We start from the raw sequence: 16,109 nt of genomic DNA, 5'->3' as shown, positions 1-16,109 counted from the left end.
GCTGCGGCCGGCGGGGACATCAGATCATTCGGGATATTCAAAGGAGATAAGGCCATGGCGGAAACCATTGTTGTGGGTGTGGACGGAAGCGGTACCGCGCGCAAGGCAGCGGAGGTGGCACGGGATTTGGCCGGCGCGCTGGGCGCCCGGCTCCATGTCGTGTCCGCTTTCGATACCGACCGGACCGAAGTCTTCGGCAGCGGCAGTGACCGGTGGATCGTGTCAGACGCCGGAGAAGCCGAAAGGGTGGCCCGGGAGGTGGCGGCTGCCTTGGCCGGCGGCGAACTCAAGATCACCTACTCCGCGGCTCGGGGTAAGCCGGCGGAGGCCCTGGTCAAGGAGGCGGACCGCCTTGAGGCGAGGATGATCGTGGTGGGAAACCGCCGCATGCAGGGCCTTGGGCGCGTGCTGGGCAGCGTGGCGAACACCGTGGCGCACAGTGCGTCCTGCGACGTCTACATCGCAAATACCTACGGAGCGGACTAGCCCCAGCCCCGGCCTGACTCGGGCAGGCCTGGTCACCGCGGGCCTGCCCAGCACAAGCCTGACTTGACGCGGATCACTCCGGCGGGTGGGCAGTCTCACCACGTTTTCCGGCAATCCGGCGTGGCCTGAAAGATAAAATTGGAGGTGCCCCCGATGGTGCGGACAAACCCAAATCTACCTTTCAGGGGAACACTGTGCTTACTCTCCAGCGTCGCCACCTTGTCGGCCACGACATCCTCCTTGCCCGCCACGGCAACCACATCAGCGCCATGCGCGTGGACCGCTCCGCGGGCCGTGTGATCGCCCTTCTCGACGACGGTTCCGTGGACAGCGCCCCGAACCTCATCTCCCCGGACCTGCAGCTGCCGGACACGCTGAAGAGCGTCCTGCGCGAGGACTGGAAGTTCCTCACGCTCGTGAGCTCCGGCATCGCCGCCGTATCCGGCGTCATGCTGGCCGCCGCGGTGAGCATGGCAGGCATGTCCGCCGATCCTGCAATGGCCCAGCTGCTGGCCAGCTCTTACGCCGCCTACTAAGCCGTTCCCCGGCGTCAGCCGATCCGGACCAGCACCTCACGCAGTAGCCACCACAGCCCGGCGGTGACGCCACCGCCCACCAGCGCGCCCGCAACAACCTGCGCCACCGTATGGGCGCGCAGCACCACCCGGGACCAGCCGACAGCGGGAATCAGCAGCAGCAGCGGAATCCACGGGACGCCCAGGATGAGCACCGCGATAACCGTTGTCAGCGCGATCGCCCCGGCGTGGCCGCTAATTTTCCAGAACAGGCTGATGGCGGCGAGCACCACCACGCCGCCCACTATGGCCAGCACCACCACAATGACGCTGTACGGCGCGTTGATGGCCAGGAGCACTGCCAGCCCCGCGAGCAGTGACACCACCGTCATGGCAAGCACCGGTGCTCGTTGCTTGCGGTTACTGACGTGGTGGTCAGTCACCTTGCCCAGACGGACCAGAAGGACGACGGCGGCCAGGGGCAGCACGCACACAAACAGCACCGCCACGGCGCCGAACCAGACGGTGCCCGGAAAGCCGGGTTCCAGTGCGGGGCTGAGGAGCAGCAGCAGAGCTACGGTGATCGGCGGCTGAAGGGCCTCCGTGATCACCCGGGCCACGCGGTTCTTCACGCGGATGCTCATGATCCCGCGATCCTCACCCATGGGAAACCCCGTCCCTGACTGTCCGGCCTTCCCCCCTTCCCCGGAGGGTACCGCTCCGGGGACCGTCAGTCGAGCAGCAGGGAAGGTCAGTCGAGCAGCAGTGCCGGCTCCTCCAGGATGGCGGCGACGTCGGCCATGAAGCGGGCTGATAAGTCGCCGTCCACCACGCGGTGGTCGAAGGATCCGCCGAGCGTGGTGATCCAGCGCGGAATGACCTCGCCGTCCAGGACCCATGGCTTTTGCTTGATGGTTCCAAACGCCACGATGGCCACTTCACCGGGGTTGATGATGGGGGTTCCGGTGTCGATGCCGAGGGCACCGATGTTGGTGACCGTCAGCGTGCCGCCCTGCATCTGCGCCGGCTGGGTCTTGCCGGCACGCGCGGTGGTGGCGAGCTCATTGAGGGCCAGCGCCAGTTCCTTGAGCGACAGGTCCTGGGCGTTCTTGATGTTCGGTACCATGAGCCCGCGGGGCGTGGCCGCGGCAATGCCCAGGTTCATGAAGTGCTTGATGTGGATCTCCGCGGTGTCACTGCCGTCCGCGTTGTCCACCCAAGTGGCGTTCACGCTCGGGTTCCGCGCTGCGGCCCAGATGACAGCCTTCGCGAGGATCAGCAGCGGGGAGACCTTGATGCCCTCGAAGTCGCGCGAAGCCTTGAGCCGCTTGACGAATTCCATGGTGCGGCTGGCATCCACGTCCACGAAGATGCTCACGTGCGGCGCGGCGAACGCCGACTCCACCATGGCCTTCGCGGTGGCCTTGCGGACTCCCTTGACCGGGACCCGTTCGATCCGCTGTTCCTGGGGACGGCCTGACATGCCCCAGAAGGTGTCCGCCTTGTCCAGTTCTGCATCCCGCTGTGCTTGGTAGCTGACCAGGTCCTCGCGCGTCACCTCGCCGCGTGCACCCGTGGCCACGACGTCGGCCAGGTCAATGCCCAGGTCGCGGGCGATCTTCCGCACCGGCGGCTTGGCCAGGACCCTGTTCATGAGCCCGGAAATGGCCCCGCCCAGCGTTGGCTTGTCAGTTTCGAGAGCGGGCGTCCACTCGGGCCGCCTCGTCACGACAGGCCCGGCCACCGCCCCGGCGCTGGGCGGACCGTCCAGAAGCGCATCCTTCGCCGACCGTGGCTGGACAGGCTCGACTTCCGGGGCGCCGTGGACTGCATCTGCCGGAATCGCCGGCCTGGTCTTGCGCGGGCGCCGCTTCACGGCGTCAGCCTTGGGGCCTGAACCCACCAGCGGACCGGAGGCCAGGCCGCCGGCAGCGGCTCCGCCGTCGGCAGCTTCGCCGTCGGTTGGGAGCTTTCCGTACATCAGCGCAGGCTCAGTGGCCTCGACGGCGGGCACCGGTGCGTCGGCCGGTGTGGGGTCGCCGTGCATGGTGTCAGAAACGCTGATGATGGCGGTCCCGACGTCGACCGTCGCTCCTTCCGAAACCAGCAGTTCGGTGACGGTACCGGCAAATGGCGACGGGAGCTCGACGAGGGACTTGGCCGTCTCGATCTCGCACAGGACGTCGTTGATGGCCACCTCATCGCCGGGCTTGACCTTCCACGAAACGATCTCTGCCTCGGTCAGGCCCTCACCGACGTCGGGGAGGTTGAACTTGTTAAGCGTCATGGGATCCTCGGGTTCGAATGCTGGGGCGCTCCGGGAGGTGCGGAGCCGGTAGGCGAGAGAGTCAGCAGGTGCTGGTGCGCGGCGCTGTCAGTACGCGAAGGCGCGGTCCAGCGCCTCAAGGATGCGGTCGATGTCCGGAAGGTAGTCCTCTTCGACCTTGGCCACGGGATACGGCATGTGGAAGCCGCCCACCCGGATGACCGGCGCCTCCAGCGAGTGGAAGGCCCGTTCGCTGATCCGCGCGGCGATTTCACCGCCGATGCCGCCGAAAGTGGGAGCCTCGTGCGCCACGACCAGACGGCCCGTCTTCTTGACGGAGGTTTCGATGGCGTCGAAGTCGATCGGCGAGATGGAGCGCAGGTCGATCACCTCGATGCTGCGGCCGTCCTCCGCCGCGGCGTTGGCGGCAGCGAGGGCCACGGGGACGAGCGGGCCGTAGACCACCACCGTGGCGTCGGTTCCTTCCCGGACCACATGTGCCTTGAACGGATCCTCGGCCGGGCCGGCTGATTCGGTGTCAACCTCGCCCTTGAGCCAGTAGCGGCGCTTCGGTTCGAAGAAGATCACCGGGTCCTGGCAGTTCACGGCCTGCTGGATCATCCAGTAGGCGTCGTGGGGGTTGGACGGAGTGATGATGCGCAGCCCGGGGGTATGTGCGAACAGCGCCTCCGGCGACTCGGAATGGTGCTCGATGGAGCCGATGCCGCCGCCGTAGGGGATGCGGATGACCACGGGCACGGTGAGGTTGCCGTTGCTGCGCGAGTGCATTTTGGCCAGCTGGGTGGTGATCTGGTTGAAGCCGGGGAAGACGAAGCCATCGAACTGGATCTCGGCAACGGGGAGGTAGCCGCGCAGCGCCAGGCCGATCGCGGTGCCGATGATGCCGGATTCGGCGAGCGGGGTGTCCACCACCCGGTCCGCTCCGAATTCGCCGATCAGGCCGTCCGTGACACGGTAGACGCCGCCGAGCGGACCGATGTCCTCGCCCATCAGCAGGGACTTGGGGGTGTTGCTGAGCGTGGCGCGCAGGCCCTCATTAATTGCCTTGGCAATGGTCATGGTGGTCATCAGCGGTCTGCCCCTTCTCCCTCGTCCCCGCCGGCAAAGCCCGCGCTGTACTCTTCGAACCATGCCAGTTCCTCGGCCACGAGCGGGTGCGCCTCGACGTAGGTGTTGGCAAAGGCGGTCCTGATATCCGGTGCGTCCGACTCATAGGTGGACTTGCGGATGTACGCGGCGAGTTCGGCGCCGTCGGCGTCAACCTGGGCGAAGAAGGCGTCATCGGCCATACCCTCAGCCCGCAGGTACTTCTCCAGCCGGTCCAGCGGATCCTTTTCCCGCCAGAGGGCCTCTTCCGAGGACTCGCGGTACTTCGTGGGGTCGTCGGCCGTGGTGTGCGCGCCCACGCGGTAGGTGAAGGCCTCAATGAGCACCGGGCCGTTGCCCTGGCGTGCGTGCTCGAGCGCCCACTCGGTGACGGCGTGCACGGCCACGACGTCGTTGCCGTCCACGCGGATGCCCGGGAAGCCGTAGCCCTTGGCCCGGTTGGAGAGCGGGATCCGGGTCTGCACAGCGGTTGGCACGGAGATTGCCCAGTGGTTGTTCTGGCAGAAGAAGACCACGGGGGCGTTGTACGAGGACGCGAACACCATGGACTCGTGGACGTCGCCCTCGGAGCTTGCACCGTCGCCGAAGTAGACCATGACGGCGGCCTTCGGCTCGGCCGGGCCGCCGACGCCCTGGGCACCCTCCACTCCTTGGGCCGCTGCCAGCCGCTGGTCGCGCTGGATGCCCATGGCGTACCCGACGGCGTGCGGCGTCTGCGCAGCGAGCACCAGTGTGTACAGGTGGAAGTTGGTGTCCTTGGGGTTCCACCCGCCGTTGGAGACGCCGCGGAACTGCTTCAGCAGTTCGGCCAGGTCCACGTTGCGGGTCAGGGCGACGCCGTGCTCGCGGTAGGTGGGGAAGATGTAGTCCTGCGGCTGGCTGGCACGCCCGGATCCGATCTGGGCTGCTTCCTGGCCAGTCAGCGGAACCCACAGGGCCAGCTGGCCCTGCCGCTGCAGGGCCGTGGCTTCCTGGTCGAAACGGCGAATGGCCGCCATGTCCGCGTAGAAACCCCGGAGTTTTTCGGCGTCGAGACGCTCGGCATACTCGGAGAACACGGAGTCGGTGCCCAATGTGCCATCGGGGCCCAGAAGCTGGACCATTTCAGTCGAAGGCACGCCCAGGGCCGCCTCGGCCTGCGCCTCGAGCTGGTCGTCCAGTTCCGTTCCATCGAACTCGGTGGAGGGCAGATGTGTTGCGCCCATACCGTCTCCTTGCCTGCCGCATCCGGATGCGTTGCAATGTCGCTGGGATATATGCCTCACAAGGTATGCATTCCTGGCGAGGCATATATATTTGGCTTACTGTCCCTTACTTTATCCGGCGTAGGTAGCGCCGGCTGTTTGTTAAGCGCTAGGAACGGCGTGGCGGTTTTGTGTAAACCGCACAGAGGTCCAGGAATCGCGTGTTCGCTTCCACTTCGCCGATGCTGACCCTGACACCTTCGTTTCCGAAGGGTCGTACGGACAGCGCCCGTTCCCCGGCGAGCTGGGCGAACTCCGCACTGTTCTCGCCAAGATTGAGCCAGACAAAGTTTCCCTGGGCGTCCGGAATGAACCAGCCGAGGTCCCGGAGTCCTGCCGTTACACGGTCCCGTTCCGCCACCAGGCTTTGTACCCTTTCTACAACCTGGCCAAAATTCTGCAGGGACACAACGGCGGCCTGTTCGGCGATCTGCGAGACCGCGAACGGGGTGGCGGCGACGCGCAGGTGCTGGGTGAGCTGGGGCTGGGAAACGCTGTAACCGACCCGAAGGCCGGCAAGGCCGTGCGCCTTGGAGAACGTCCTAAGCACCACCACATTGGGGTACTTTCGGTACATCCGAATGCCGTCCACCGCGTCTTCCGCCCGGACGAACTCCTGGTAGGCCTCATCGATGACCACTACAACGTCTGACGGCACCGCCCGGATGAAGCGCTCAGTTTCCTGGGCGGTCAGGATGGGGCCCGTGGGGTTGTTGGGAGTGCAGAGCAGGATCACCCTGGTTCGCGCGGTCACGGCCGCGGCCATCGCGTCAAGGTCATGGCGCCCGTCGGCGGTCACGGGGATCCGCACGCTCTCTGCCCCGGCCAGCCCCACGCAGATGGGATAGGCCTCGAAGGACCGCCAGGCGTAGATCACTTCGTCGGGCTTGCCGTCGTCATTCTGGCCGGCGAACGTGGCCAGCAGCTGGGTGAGGGCGCCGAGGCTGCCGGCACCGGTGACGATGTCCTCGGCCGGGACGTCGAGGAATCCGGCGAGCGCGGTGCGGAGCTTGGTGCTGAGCGGGTCCGGGTAGCGGTTGAAGTCGGTCTGGGCGGCAATGGCCTCCACCACGGCCGGGATGGGCGGCAGCGGGTTCTCGTTGGACGACAGTTTGTAGCTTGCAAGGCCGTCGACGGCGACGGGCGGCTTACCTGCAGCGTAGCGGGGCAGCCGGTCAACCACCGGTCGGGGCCTCAGGCCCCCCGCCATAGTCTCTGATGAAGTCATGCCACCTAGCCTATGCCCCTGACTGACTGCCCCACCTTGCGGTGTGACAGCATGGGCGCATGCGGTCTTTCATCATGCGCGTGATCATTAATGGACTGGCGCTGTGGATTGCCAGCTGGCTTCTGCCCGGCCTGGATATCTCCACCACAGCCACCACGGAAGCTGTAGCCAAGACAGGGGTGAACCAGGGAACTGACGCCGCCGGCATTGTGCTCGCGTACCTGTTCATCGGACTGATTTTCGGCCTGGTCAATGCCTTCGTGCGGCCGATCGTCACTTTCCTCTCCCTGCCCATCACCATCCTGACGCTGGGCCTGTTCACCGTTGTGATCAACGCCGCGATGCTCTACCTCACCTCCTGGATAAGCGGCTACACGCCCGTGCACTTCACCATCGATTCGTTCTTCTGGACCGCCGTGCTGGCCGCCATCATCATCACCGTCATTTCGCTGGTGGCAGACCGGGTCCCCGGCGCCCGCCACCGCTGACGCCCCCGCCCGGCAGCTCGCGGGCTCCGTGGAGTTCCGGGCGGACTGACTGGCCGGGAAGGATCGCCCGGCCCGGAGCGAGGTGGGCCGAACCGGACTGGCCAAGGCCAGGCCTGCCCAGACCGGAGTTGCCCAGACCGGGCAGTGACGGCTGCGGAGTGGGCACGGGCGGCCTCGGTGCACGGACCAGCTGGAAGCGGGTGACCCTCGCCGTTCCGCCCGCGCCCACCACCCCGGCAAGCGCGGCGGTGGACGCCGCCAGCGAAGGATCCGGGCTCGCCGAGACTGCCCGGGCCCCCGCCTCGTAATTGGTGAGCCTGTGCCCGGGACCGAGCCCGGAGTCCTCACCGCGAGGTGTCCGGACCAGACCGTTGAGCGTCACCGTCACCCGGTCCTTGGTGTCCGGGTTGGGAAGGCCCTCGCTGCCGGGAACCCAGTCCTGCCGGTGCTCCAGATGCAGGCTGCTGACTCCGGGCTCTGGAGTTATGGCGCCGACAGGCGATCCCGCGGTCAGCACGTACCTGAGGTCATACTCGGCAAGGAAGGCCTTGTCCTGGCTCAGGTTCATCGCGTGGATGCCGCCCTGGCTGTAGCCCACGGCCACCACCTGGTCCCCTGCCGCCGCCCCGGCCTGGCGCAGGGCTTCCCGGATGGCTTGGGCAGTGTACTCGGACCCGTACCCCAGCGCTTCGCCGATGCCGGCCTCGTCGAAAGGATTTGGGCCACCCATGTTGCCGGGCTCTGTTCCGGGAATGATGACGATGAACGCATCCCCACCCCCGGCCGTTGTCTGGATGACCTCGATCCGGCCGGGGCCGGCGTCTTCCAGCTGGCCTGCCCGGGCAAGGAGACCTGCCGGAGAGGCGTCCAGGGCACTCTCGTCGGAGCTTTCCTGCAGCGCCTTCACCGGCCGCGGTTTCAGGTCGGGCCTTACGCGGTCCAGCAGCATGCGGACCAGGACCGGCGCACTGGAACCCCCGCCGGAGGCAAGCGCCATTTTCACGGCGGCATCCATCTCACCGGACCGTATTCCCAGAAGCGCGGCCAGGAAGGCAGCGGCCTCGACCGGGTAACTCGAGGCGATCGCCTCGGTGCTCGCCGTGTTGGGGCGCCAGTCCCCGGCCAGGGCAAGGTCAACCGCCTGCCGTCCCCACAACCATGGCGCGTCCCAGTGGAGCTGCGTGATGAGCAGGTTCGCCGTCTCGGCGGCCTCGTACTCGAGCTGGCAGGCGCGCACACCCCCGGCAAGGCGCTCCAGCTCCTCCCGCACCGCCGCCACGGAACGCTGCCCTTCCCAGACGGCAGTGAGGGCCCCGGCACCGCTGGCCGGATCATCCCGCTGGTAGCTTCCCAGCGATTCCCAGACCCTGTAGATACCGAGCTCGGCAGCCGCCAAATCCCGGGCGAGTGCATCCAGTTCCCGCGCCCCCGAATCCAGTTCCTCGAGCTGGAAGGCGATCCCGCCTACTCCACCGCGCACGGAAAGGACAGCGTTGGAGGCCGGTTCGAGGGGGCGGAGCTGCCCGCCGCCTGCGCCCGGCGCGGCCTCGGCCATCAGTAGCCCCCGGCTGCGGTAAGGGCGGACTCGGCGACACGGACGGAGTGCCGCCGCAGGGCGAGGGCGGCGGCAAGCACCCCTTCCCCGGCCCGGCAAAGGGCAACGGCCTGTACTCGGAGGCTGGACCTGTAAGCCAGCCCAGCCGGGGACTGCCAGTCCATCAGCTGGAGCTGCCCAAGCCTTCCCTGGACGGCATCGACCTGTTCCGCGCAGGCCTCCACCCGCCCTGCCAACAGTTGGACTTCAAAACTGCGCGACGAACATGCCGCGGCGTCGGCCGCCATGACGCTGGCGCTGCTCGCTGTGACGCTGGCGCTCGTCGCCGTCACGCTGGCGCTCATCCGGATACCCCCATCCGCTACGGGCCGGCGCTCCGGCGTCAGCCCTCTCCTTGCTCCCTGCCCACGACGCTAAGGTGCCGCCCGCCGCCGACGGAACGGCCGGCGTCGTCCATGTGGAGAAGTGCGCGGGGCCGGGGCTGTGGAGGAGAAGTCACACGGAATCCCGTGCTTCAGCGGGCACAGAACTTCATGAAAGAATCAGGACATGCCTGAAACTGCCGCCACAGCTGACACCCGTACGCCCTCCGGACGCCTCGCCCTCGCCGCGTCAGGGGAACAAATCGCGCTCGGCCCGCTGGACGGCCGCTACAAGTCCGCCGTCGCCCCCCTCGTTGACTACCTGTCCGAGGCAGCCCTCAACCGCGACCGCGTGGCCGTCGAGGTGGAATGGCTTATCCACCTGACCGGGGACAACGTCCTCCCGGGCGCCGGCCCCCTGAGCGCGGACCAGCAGCAGCAGCTGCGTGCGATCGTCACCGAATTCGATGCCTCATCCGTCACCGAGCTGGCCGAAATCGAAGCCGTCACCGTCCACGACGTGAAGGCTGTGGAGTACTACATCGGCCGCCGCCTGCCCGCCATCGGCATCGAGAACCTGACCGCCATGGTGCACTTCGGCTGCACGTCCGAGGACATCAACAACCTGTCCTATGCCCTGGGCGTGAAGGGTGCTGTGGAGGACGTGTGGCTGCCCGCAGCCCGTGCCCTCGTGGCCCAGATCAGCAAGATGGCCGAAGACAACCGCGCCGTTCCGATGCTGTCCCGCACGCACGGCCAGCCCGCCACGCCCACCACCCTGGGCAAGGAGCTCGCCGTCATCGCGCACCGCCTGAACCGGCAGCTGGAGCGCGTCGCCAGGACCGAATACCTTGGCAAGATCAACGGCGCCACCGGCACGTACGCCGCCCACGTGGCTTCCGTCCCCGGCGCGGACTGGCAGCAGGTCGCAAAGTCGTTCGTGGAGAAGCTGGGCCTGACCTGGAACCCGCTGACCACGCAGATCGAAAGCCACGACTGGCAGGCGGAGCTGTACGCCGACGTCGCCCGCTTCAACCGGATCCTGCACAACGTCTGCACGGACATCTGGAGCTACATCTCGATCGGCTACTTCGCGCAGATCCCCGTGGCAGGCGCCACCGGCTCCTCCACGATGCCGCACAAGGTCAACCCCATCCGCTTCGAAAACGCAGAAGCCAACCTGGAGATCTCCTCCGGTCTCCTGGACGTGCTGGGCTCCACACTTGTCACCTCCCGCTGGCAGCGCGACCTCACGGACTCCTCCAGCCAGCGCAACATCGGCGTGGCATTCGGCCACTCCCTGCTGGCCATTTCCAATGTGGCCAAGGGCCTGGAGCGGCTCGATGTCGCGGAGAGCGTTCTCGCCGGGGACCTCGACACCAACTGGGAAGTCCTGGGCGAAGCCATCCAGATGGTGATGCGCGCAGAGGCAATCGCCGGTGTGGAAGGCATGGAAAACCCCTACGAGCGGCTCAAGGACCTCACCCGCGGCCAGCGCGTGGACGCCGCCCGGATGCAGGAGTTCGTCCAGAGCCTGGGCCTCTCCGCAGAGGCAGAGGCACGGCTGCTCGCCCTGACGCCGGGCAAGTACACCGGCATCGCGGACCAGCTGGTTGACCACCTGAAATAAGTACGACGGCGGTGCCGGGCTATGCTGCCCGGCACCGCTTCCGTTTCCGGCGGCTTCCGCAAGGCAGCTCCTGCGCAAAGCGGCCGGCCCCGCCTAAGGCGGCCCGTCCGCCTACCTCCCCGACGACGACAAGGAACGCGACACCATGAGGCTGCTGCTCATCCGCCACGGCGAAACTCCCGGGAACGTGCTGGGGCAGCTGGACACCGCCCACCCCGGCCCCGGCCTGACCGAACTGGGCGAGCGCCAGGCGGAGGCCCTGCCGCGGGCCCTGGTGAACGAGCCGATCAGCGCGCTGTACGCCTCCACCCTGGTCCGTACCCAGATCACCGCCAAGCCGCTGAGCCGGGAGCTCGGCCTCGATGTGGAGATCCTGGACGGCATCCACGAGATCGAGGCGGGCGCGCTGGAAAAGCTGACAGACCACGAGTCCCACCGGCGGTACATGAGCACCGTGTTCGCCTGGACCGACGGCGACTTCGACCGCCGGATGCCCGCCGGGCCCAACGGGCACGAGTTCTTCGAACGCTATGACGCCGCCATCGCCAAGGTAACCGCGGAAGCCGCCCGCACCGTCGCCGTCGTGAGTCACGGCGCCGCGATCCGCGTCTGGGCAGGCCACCGGGCGGGCAACATCGACATGGAATTCGCCGCCCGGCACGTCCTCGCCAACACCGGCATCGTGGCGCTGGAAGGCGGCCCCGAGACCGGCTGGAACCTGATCCACTGGGACGCCAGCCCCGTCGGCGGCCTTGCCCTGGCCGACCCCACCGCCGAGGACCCGATGGGAAAGACCACGGGCTAGGTCCGGCGGCGCCAACTGTTCCCACAGCGCTTACCGGCAGGAAACACCGCGGTAACGGCGCGCTTCTAGCCTTGATTCGCATAACCCTTCGGCGAATCGAGGCACAGATGCAGACCAATCCCAGGCTCAACATCCGGAAAGTCAGCTGGTCGAACCCTGTGGGAGCTGATCTGCGCGCGGCACAGCAGGCGGAACTGGACGCCCGCTTCGGGTGCCCCGACCATGAGCCTGGGCCTAAGCCCTCCGAAGTGGACACGGCCGTGTTCCTCGTGGCCTACGACAAGGGGTCGGGCCAGCCGGTGGGCTGTGGGGGCCTGCGGCTGCTCGACTCCGAGACGGCGGAAATCAAGCGCCTCTATGTTCTGCCGTACACCCGCGGTTCAGGCGTGGCCAGCTCCATCCTGGCCGCCCTCGAGGCCGAGGCCTTTGCCCAGGGCATCACCCGGATCACTGCGGAGGCGGGCTCGGCGCAGACTGACGGACGCATCTTCTACGCGAGTTCCGGCTTCGACCCGGTTCCCAACTTCGGCCCCTACATCGGCGCCGAGCACTCGTACTGCTTCGAAAAGCGGATCGATTGCCACAGCGCGGCGCACACCGCCATGGCGTGAGCGGGCATCCTGGCAGACCGACGGCGGCCGTCACACTCCGGTGGGGCAGGCCGCCGTCGGCTAATCTCGCGCTATGGAAACCAAAGACATTACGTTCCGCACGCGCAAGTGGGTACGCCCCGAGGACCTCAACGCCAACGGCACCCTGTTCGGTGGCAGCCTGCTGAAATGGATTGACGAGGAAGCCGCGATCTACGCCATCCTCCAGCTGGGCAACGGCCGCGCGGTCACCAAATACATCTCCGAAATCAACTTCGTCAGCTCTGCGGTCCAGGGCGACCTCATTGAGATGGGCCTGACCGCCACGCGCTTCGGCCGCACGTCGATGACCATGCGTGCCGAAGTGCGCAACATGATCACCCGGCAGAGCATCCTCACCATTGAAGAAATTGTCTTCGTGAACCTCAGCTCCACTGGCAAGCCGGAGCCGCACGGCTACACGGAAATCACCTACGACCGCGACCGCATCCCCACGCACCACCTCACCGAAACGCTGCAGCAGGACTGACGCACCGCCGTCGTCCTGGTTTTTACCCGAAGGGCCGGGGCGCTAACGGGAAACCAGCCTCAGCAGCCCGTCGCGCAGCGGCTGTGCACGTTCGGTCAGCGCCACACCCGCGATGGCGGAGGAGGCCAGCCGCAGTAGCTGGGTCCGGAGGGCGCGCTGCCGGTTGTAGGCCTTGAGCGCGTCGTCCATCGGACGGGCGTTGAGGAGTTCGGCCAGCGTGACGGCGTCCACGAGCGCCTCGCAGGCGCCGCGGCCCAGGTTGGGCGTCATGCCGTGGGCAGCGTCGCCGGCCAGGACGGCGCCCGGCCGCACGAAGCTGCCGAGGGTGGGCGTGGTCCAGATCCGCTGCGCCAGCGTGGCGTCCGGCGTGGCCTGCTCCAGCGCTGTCCGGACGGCCGCCGCGCGTCCGGAGAAGCGCTCCTTTGCCTGCTTCAGCGCTTCGGCTGCGTCAACGCCCGCCGGACCGAGGCTTGAGCGGAACGAGGCATACCAGTAGGTCCTGTCGCCGGACGCGGGCGTGATGCCGAACAGCTGCCCTCGTCCCCAGTATTCCCCGCCGGCATCGGCCTGGACGGGAACGGGCAGAACGCCCCGCAAGGCCAGGTACGGCGTCAGCTTTGCCTGTGACCGGGCTCCCCAGAAGGAGCGGCGCACCACGCTGTGGACGCCGTCGGCCCCCACCAGCAGGCCCGACGACAGCGGGCCGGTAACCGGAATGTCATCCACCCTGCCCTCGACGCGCTGCACGGAAGCCGGCACGGCGGCGTCGAGGATCCGGATGAGGTCCGCGCGTGAGACGCCCATGACCCCGCGCACCTCGGGTGCCACCAGGGCTGTGCCAGTCGAGTCGCGCAGGGCCATCCCGCCGAAGGCCGTACCCGCCTCCCGGATATGCGGCAGTACCCCCAGAACCGCCAGCGCCGCCTGCGCCTCCGGCCACATGGCCAGCGACGTCTCCACGGCCGGCACTCCGGGCCGCTGCTCGTGGATGGCGACGTCGAAGCGCTCCGGGTCGAGGCCTGCCGCGAGTGCGAGGCCAGCGATGCCGCCGCCGATGATCGTTATGGCTTCCATGGACCCGATCTTAAGCCCGACGGCGGGACGCTGGGTTCGGCTCCTCCCCATTCGCGCGGGGCCCGAGGGTTTAGCGCGTCGGCCAGCCGGTGTAGGCCTCGGCAAGGTACGCCTGGCCGTGCCGCGAGGACACCACGGAGTGCAGCTCGCCCAGCTGGCGGGCCCGGGCAAAGTCGCCGGCATCGGCTGGGGTGTGCAGCATGGTGGTCATCCAGTAGGAGAACTGCTGCGCCTTCCACACCCGGTCCAGGGCGCGGTCGCTGTACGAATCCAGGAGGGCCGTGGAGCCGCTGTTGTAGTAGCTGTCGAGCCCCTCGAACAGCACCTTCACGTCGTGGATTGCCAGGTTCAGGCCCTTGGCGCCGGTCGGCGGCACGGTGTGTGCGGCGTCGCCGGCCAGGAACAGCTTGCCGTGCCGCATGGGCATGTGCACGAAGCTGCGGAACGGCAGGACCATCTTGTCGATGACCGGGCCTTCCTTCAGTTCGAAACCGTTGCCGTTGACCCGGCTGCGGAACTCCGCCCAGATCCGCTCGTCCGTCCAGCCGGCCACGTTTTCTTTGGGGTCGCACTGGAAGTACATGCGCTGAACGGTCTCCGTGCGCTGGCTGATGAGGGCAAAGCCGTTCTCGGAGTTGGCGTAGATCAGCTCGTCGGAACTGCGGGGCGCCTCGGCAAGAATGCCGAACCACGCGAACGGATACTCGTGGAAGTACCATTTGCGGTGCGCTTCGGGGATCTGGAAGCGGCAGTGGCTGCGGGAGCCGTCGGCGCCGGTGATGAAGTCGGCCTGGAGCTCGTACTCCACGCCGTCGGCGTCAGTGAACCAGACTTTGGGCCTCTCCTCGATGCCGTGGATGGTGGTGTCGGTGACGCTGTAGCGCACGTCGCCGCCGTCGGCCTCCCGGCGGGCCGCGAGGTCCATGAAGACGTCAGTCTGCGGGTACAGCCAGACGGACTCCCCCACGAGTTCCTTGAAGTCGATGCGGTGGCTCTCGCCGTTAAACCGCAGCTCGATCCCGTCGTGTCGGTCGCCTTCGCGCAGCACACGGTCGGACACGCCGCCGTCCACGAGCATGTTCACCGTGCCGTGCTCGAGGATGCCGGCGCGGACCGTCTCGGAAATCTCCTGGCGGCTGCGGATTTCGATCACGGTGGATTCAATGCCCGCCTTGGCCAGCAGGTGGGACAGCATGAGTCCCGCGGGGCCCGCGCCCAGGATGGCCACCTGGGTGGTGATGATCTGTCGTGCCATGGTATTCCTCGCTCCGTTGCGTGGCCCGGACATCCGGGCGGAAGGTGGTTGCTGGTCAACAGTGTGCGACGGGGAGTGTGCTTGGCGTTACATCAATTCCGCTGAATGGAAGCAGGTTCCGCCCGGTTAGCCTAACCGGAGCCCTCAGCCAGCCGCCGCGCGATGCCGCGCGCCGCCGTCTGGAGCGCGGGAACCAGCGCCTGCATGCGCATCTCCCGCAGGGGAACCACGACGCCGATGGCCGCCACCGCGCGCTTGTGGCCGTCGAGCACGGGGACGGCGATACCCCAGGTGTCGGGGTCGATGACGCCTGCCAGCTCGGCGAAGCCCTGGTTCGCCGCCTCGGCCAGCAAGGCGCGCACTTCGTCCCGGCTCACCTTTCCGGCGGGATCCGCGAACTGGTCCAGGTACTCGGCCTGGAGATGCTTGGGCTGGTGCGACAACAGGGCCAGCCCGGCCGACGACACGTGGATGTCCATGCGGCCGGCGATCTGGGCCCGGTTGGCAACGGATCCCCGGCGGGACAGCCGCTCCACGAAGAGTGCTTCCCAGCCGTCGAGCACCGCAAGGTTCACGTTCTGGTTGAGCACGTGCTGGATGTCCTCCATGAAGGGCATGGCTGCCTGGCGCAAGGCCAGCGTGGGCGAGTTGCGGTTCACCAGCTCCCACAGCCGCAGGCCCAGCCGCACCGATCCGCCGGGGCTGGTTTCCAGGAGCCCGTGCGCCGCGAGCTGACGTACCAGGCGGTGTGCTGTGCTGAGGGGCAGATCGGCGCGATCCGCGAGCTCGGACAGCTGCAGGACAGAGACGCCGGACGGGAATGCCGCGATGACGCGCACCACGCGGTCCACCACCGAATCCCCGGAGACAGAGTTGGCCAAGGTCCTGCTTCCATTGAATGGTTTGAGTTGTCCCAGAGTACTCGTGGGCTTGCGTTATCGGAACCAAGACTGG

The 16,109-nt window shown here is 67.4% G+C and carries 17 protein-coding genes; 7 read left to right on the top strand and 10 right to left on the bottom strand.

The window, feature by feature from the left end:
- Positions 1–54 precede the first annotated feature (54 nt).
- Together G9E11_RS03675 and G9E11_RS20940 are read left to right on the top strand one after the other, a co-directional pair.
- Entirely contained in the window at positions 55–486 is a 432-nt protein-coding gene (locus tag G9E11_RS03675; protein ID WP_190602996.1) for a universal stress protein, read from the top strand.
- 194 nt (positions 487–680) lie between these two features.
- Positions 681–1,022 carry a hypothetical protein gene (locus G9E11_RS20940; protein WP_190602994.1) on the top strand — a complete coding sequence of 114 codons (342 nt, stop codon included), beginning with the start codon at positions 681–683 and terminating at the stop codon, positions 1,020–1,022.
- Between the two features lie 14 nt (positions 1,023–1,036).
- Here the strand turns inward: G9E11_RS20940 and G9E11_RS03665 are convergent, their stop codons facing one another.
- From G9E11_RS03665 to G9E11_RS03645, 5 genes are all read right to left on the bottom strand, one after another.
- Positions 1,037–1,645, bottom strand: coding sequence for a phosphatase PAP2 family protein (locus tag G9E11_RS03665; RefSeq protein ID WP_246468663.1), 609 nt, complete (start codon positions 1,643–1,645; stop codon positions 1,037–1,039).
- A 107-nt stretch (positions 1,646–1,752) separates the two neighbouring features.
- Entirely contained in the window at positions 1,753–3,288 is a 1,536-nt protein-coding gene (locus G9E11_RS03660; protein ID WP_190602991.1) for a dihydrolipoamide acetyltransferase family protein, read from the bottom strand.
- A gap of 87 nt (positions 3,289–3,375) precedes the next feature.
- A complete protein-coding gene (locus G9E11_RS03655) occupies positions 3,376–4,356 on the bottom strand; it encodes an alpha-ketoacid dehydrogenase subunit beta (RefSeq protein ID WP_190602990.1) in 981 nt (326 codons plus the stop codon).
- Complete coding sequence (gene pdhA / locus G9E11_RS03650) at positions 4,356–5,600, bottom strand: pyruvate dehydrogenase (acetyl-transferring) E1 component subunit alpha (protein ID WP_190602988.1); 1,245 nt, start codon at positions 5,598–5,600, stop codon at positions 4,356–4,358. Before pdhA ends, G9E11_RS03655 begins: the two co-directional genes overlap by 1 nt.
- A gap of 148 nt (positions 5,601–5,748) precedes the next feature.
- Positions 5,749–6,867, bottom strand: coding sequence for a histidinol-phosphate transaminase (locus tag G9E11_RS03645; RefSeq protein ID WP_190602986.1), 1,119 nt, complete (start codon positions 6,865–6,867; stop codon positions 5,749–5,751).
- A gap of 59 nt (positions 6,868–6,926) precedes the next feature.
- Between G9E11_RS03645 and G9E11_RS03640 the strand changes: the two genes are divergently transcribed.
- Complete coding sequence (locus tag G9E11_RS03640; protein ID WP_190602984.1) at positions 6,927–7,355, top strand: phage holin family protein; 429 nt, start codon at positions 6,927–6,929, stop codon at positions 7,353–7,355.
- Here G9E11_RS03640 and G9E11_RS03635 read toward each other — a convergent pair.
- Positions 7,309–8,910 carry an alpha/beta hydrolase family protein gene (locus G9E11_RS03635; RefSeq protein WP_190602982.1) on the bottom strand — a complete coding sequence of 534 codons (1,602 nt, stop codon included), beginning with the start codon at positions 8,908–8,910 and terminating at the stop codon, positions 7,309–7,311. The two genes, G9E11_RS03640 and G9E11_RS03635, sit on opposite strands and share 47 nt — an antisense overlap.
- Complete coding sequence (locus tag G9E11_RS03630; RefSeq protein WP_190602980.1) at positions 8,910–9,254, bottom strand: hypothetical protein; 345 nt, start codon at positions 9,252–9,254, stop codon at positions 8,910–8,912. The genes G9E11_RS03635 and G9E11_RS03630 overlap by 1 nt, the downstream gene beginning before the upstream one ends.
- 205 nt (positions 9,255–9,459) lie before the next feature.
- On the opposite strand from G9E11_RS03630, the gene purB reads away from it, so the two are divergent.
- The 4 genes from purB to G9E11_RS03610 all read left to right on the top strand — a co-directional run bounded on the left by purB (position 9,460) and on the right by G9E11_RS03610 (position 12,826).
- Complete coding sequence (gene purB / locus G9E11_RS03625) at positions 9,460–10,902, top strand: adenylosuccinate lyase (RefSeq protein WP_190602978.1); 1,443 nt, start codon at positions 9,460–9,462, stop codon at positions 10,900–10,902.
- 145 nt (positions 10,903–11,047) lie between these two features.
- Complete coding sequence (locus tag G9E11_RS03620; protein ID WP_190602976.1) at positions 11,048–11,707, top strand: histidine phosphatase family protein; 660 nt, start codon at positions 11,048–11,050, stop codon at positions 11,705–11,707.
- 107 nt (positions 11,708–11,814) lie between these two features.
- On the top strand, positions 11,815–12,318 hold the full coding sequence (locus G9E11_RS03615) for a GNAT family N-acetyltransferase (RefSeq protein WP_190602974.1): 504 nt from the start codon (positions 11,815–11,817) through the stop codon (positions 12,316–12,318).
- Positions 12,319–12,391: 73 nt separating this feature from the next.
- Positions 12,392–12,826: an acyl-CoA thioesterase gene (locus G9E11_RS03610; protein ID WP_111903068.1), complete on the top strand. Its 435-nt coding sequence runs from the start codon at positions 12,392–12,394 to the stop codon at positions 12,824–12,826.
- Between the two features lie 42 nt (positions 12,827–12,868).
- Here G9E11_RS03610 and G9E11_RS03605 read toward each other — a convergent pair whose 3' ends face one another.
- From G9E11_RS03605 to G9E11_RS03595, 3 genes are all read right to left on the bottom strand, one after another.
- Positions 12,869–13,900 carry an FAD-dependent monooxygenase gene (locus G9E11_RS03605; RefSeq protein ID WP_190602971.1) on the bottom strand — a complete coding sequence of 344 codons (1,032 nt, stop codon included), beginning with the start codon at positions 13,898–13,900 and terminating at the stop codon, positions 12,869–12,871.
- A 70-nt stretch (positions 13,901–13,970) separates the two neighbouring features.
- Positions 13,971–15,155: a 4-hydroxybenzoate 3-monooxygenase gene (locus tag G9E11_RS03600; RefSeq protein WP_190602969.1), complete on the bottom strand. Its 1,185-nt coding sequence runs from the start codon at positions 15,153–15,155 to the stop codon at positions 13,971–13,973.
- A gap of 131 nt (positions 15,156–15,286) precedes the next feature.
- Positions 15,287–16,036, bottom strand: coding sequence for an IclR family transcriptional regulator (locus G9E11_RS03595; RefSeq protein ID WP_190602967.1), 750 nt, complete (start codon positions 16,034–16,036; stop codon positions 15,287–15,289).
- Positions 16,037–16,109: the final 73 nt, after the last annotated feature.

It is taken from the genome of Arthrobacter ipis, from assembly GCF_014694315.1.
In the GTDB taxonomy this organism is placed as follows: Bacteria; Actinomycetota; Actinomycetes; order Actinomycetales; family Micrococcaceae; genus Arthrobacter; species Arthrobacter ipis.
The sequence above is the reverse complement of the archived record's forward strand: the minus strand, read 5'-3'. Positions and strand labels throughout refer to the sequence as shown.

Coding starts and splice junctions, on each gene's coding strand:
- G9E11_RS03675 (WP_190602996.1), top strand. CDS start 55: ATGGCGGAAACCATTGTTGTGGGTGTGGACGGAAGCGGTACCGCGCGC.
- G9E11_RS03665 (WP_246468663.1), bottom strand. CDS start 1,645: ATGAGCATCCGCGTGAAGAACCGCGTGGCCCGGGTGATCACGGAGGCC.
- G9E11_RS03660 (WP_190602991.1), bottom strand. CDS start 3,288: ATGACGCTTAACAAGTTCAACCTCCCCGACGTCGGTGAGGGCCTGACC.
- G9E11_RS03655 (WP_190602990.1), bottom strand. CDS start 4,356: ATGACCACCATGACCATTGCCAAGGCAATTAATGAGGGCCTGCGCGCC.
- pdhA (WP_190602988.1), bottom strand. CDS start 5,600: ATGGGCGCAACACATCTGCCCTCCACCGAGTTCGATGGAACGGAACTG.
- G9E11_RS03645 (WP_190602986.1), bottom strand. CDS start 6,867: ATGACTTCATCAGAGACTATGGCGGGGGGCCTGAGGCCCCGACCGGTG.
- G9E11_RS03640 (WP_190602984.1), top strand. CDS start 6,927: ATGCGGTCTTTCATCATGCGCGTGATCATTAATGGACTGGCGCTGTGG.
- G9E11_RS03635 (WP_190602982.1), bottom strand. CDS start 8,910: ATGGCCGAGGCCGCGCCGGGCGCAGGCGGCGGGCAGCTCCGCCCCCTC.
- G9E11_RS03630 (WP_190602980.1), bottom strand. CDS start 9,254: ATGAGCGCCAGCGTGACGGCGACGAGCGCCAGCGTCACAGCGAGCAGC.
- purB (WP_190602978.1), top strand. CDS start 9,460: ATGCCTGAAACTGCCGCCACAGCTGACACCCGTACGCCCTCCGGACGC.
- G9E11_RS03620 (WP_190602976.1), top strand. CDS start 11,048: ATGAGGCTGCTGCTCATCCGCCACGGCGAAACTCCCGGGAACGTGCTG.
- G9E11_RS03615 (WP_190602974.1), top strand. CDS start 11,815: ATGCAGACCAATCCCAGGCTCAACATCCGGAAAGTCAGCTGGTCGAAC.
- G9E11_RS03610 (WP_111903068.1), top strand. CDS start 12,392: ATGGAAACCAAAGACATTACGTTCCGCACGCGCAAGTGGGTACGCCCC.
- G9E11_RS03605 (WP_190602971.1), bottom strand. CDS start 13,900: ATGGAAGCCATAACGATCATCGGCGGCGGCATCGCTGGCCTCGCACTC.
- G9E11_RS03600 (WP_190602969.1), bottom strand. CDS start 15,155: ATGGCACGACAGATCATCACCACCCAGGTGGCCATCCTGGGCGCGGGC.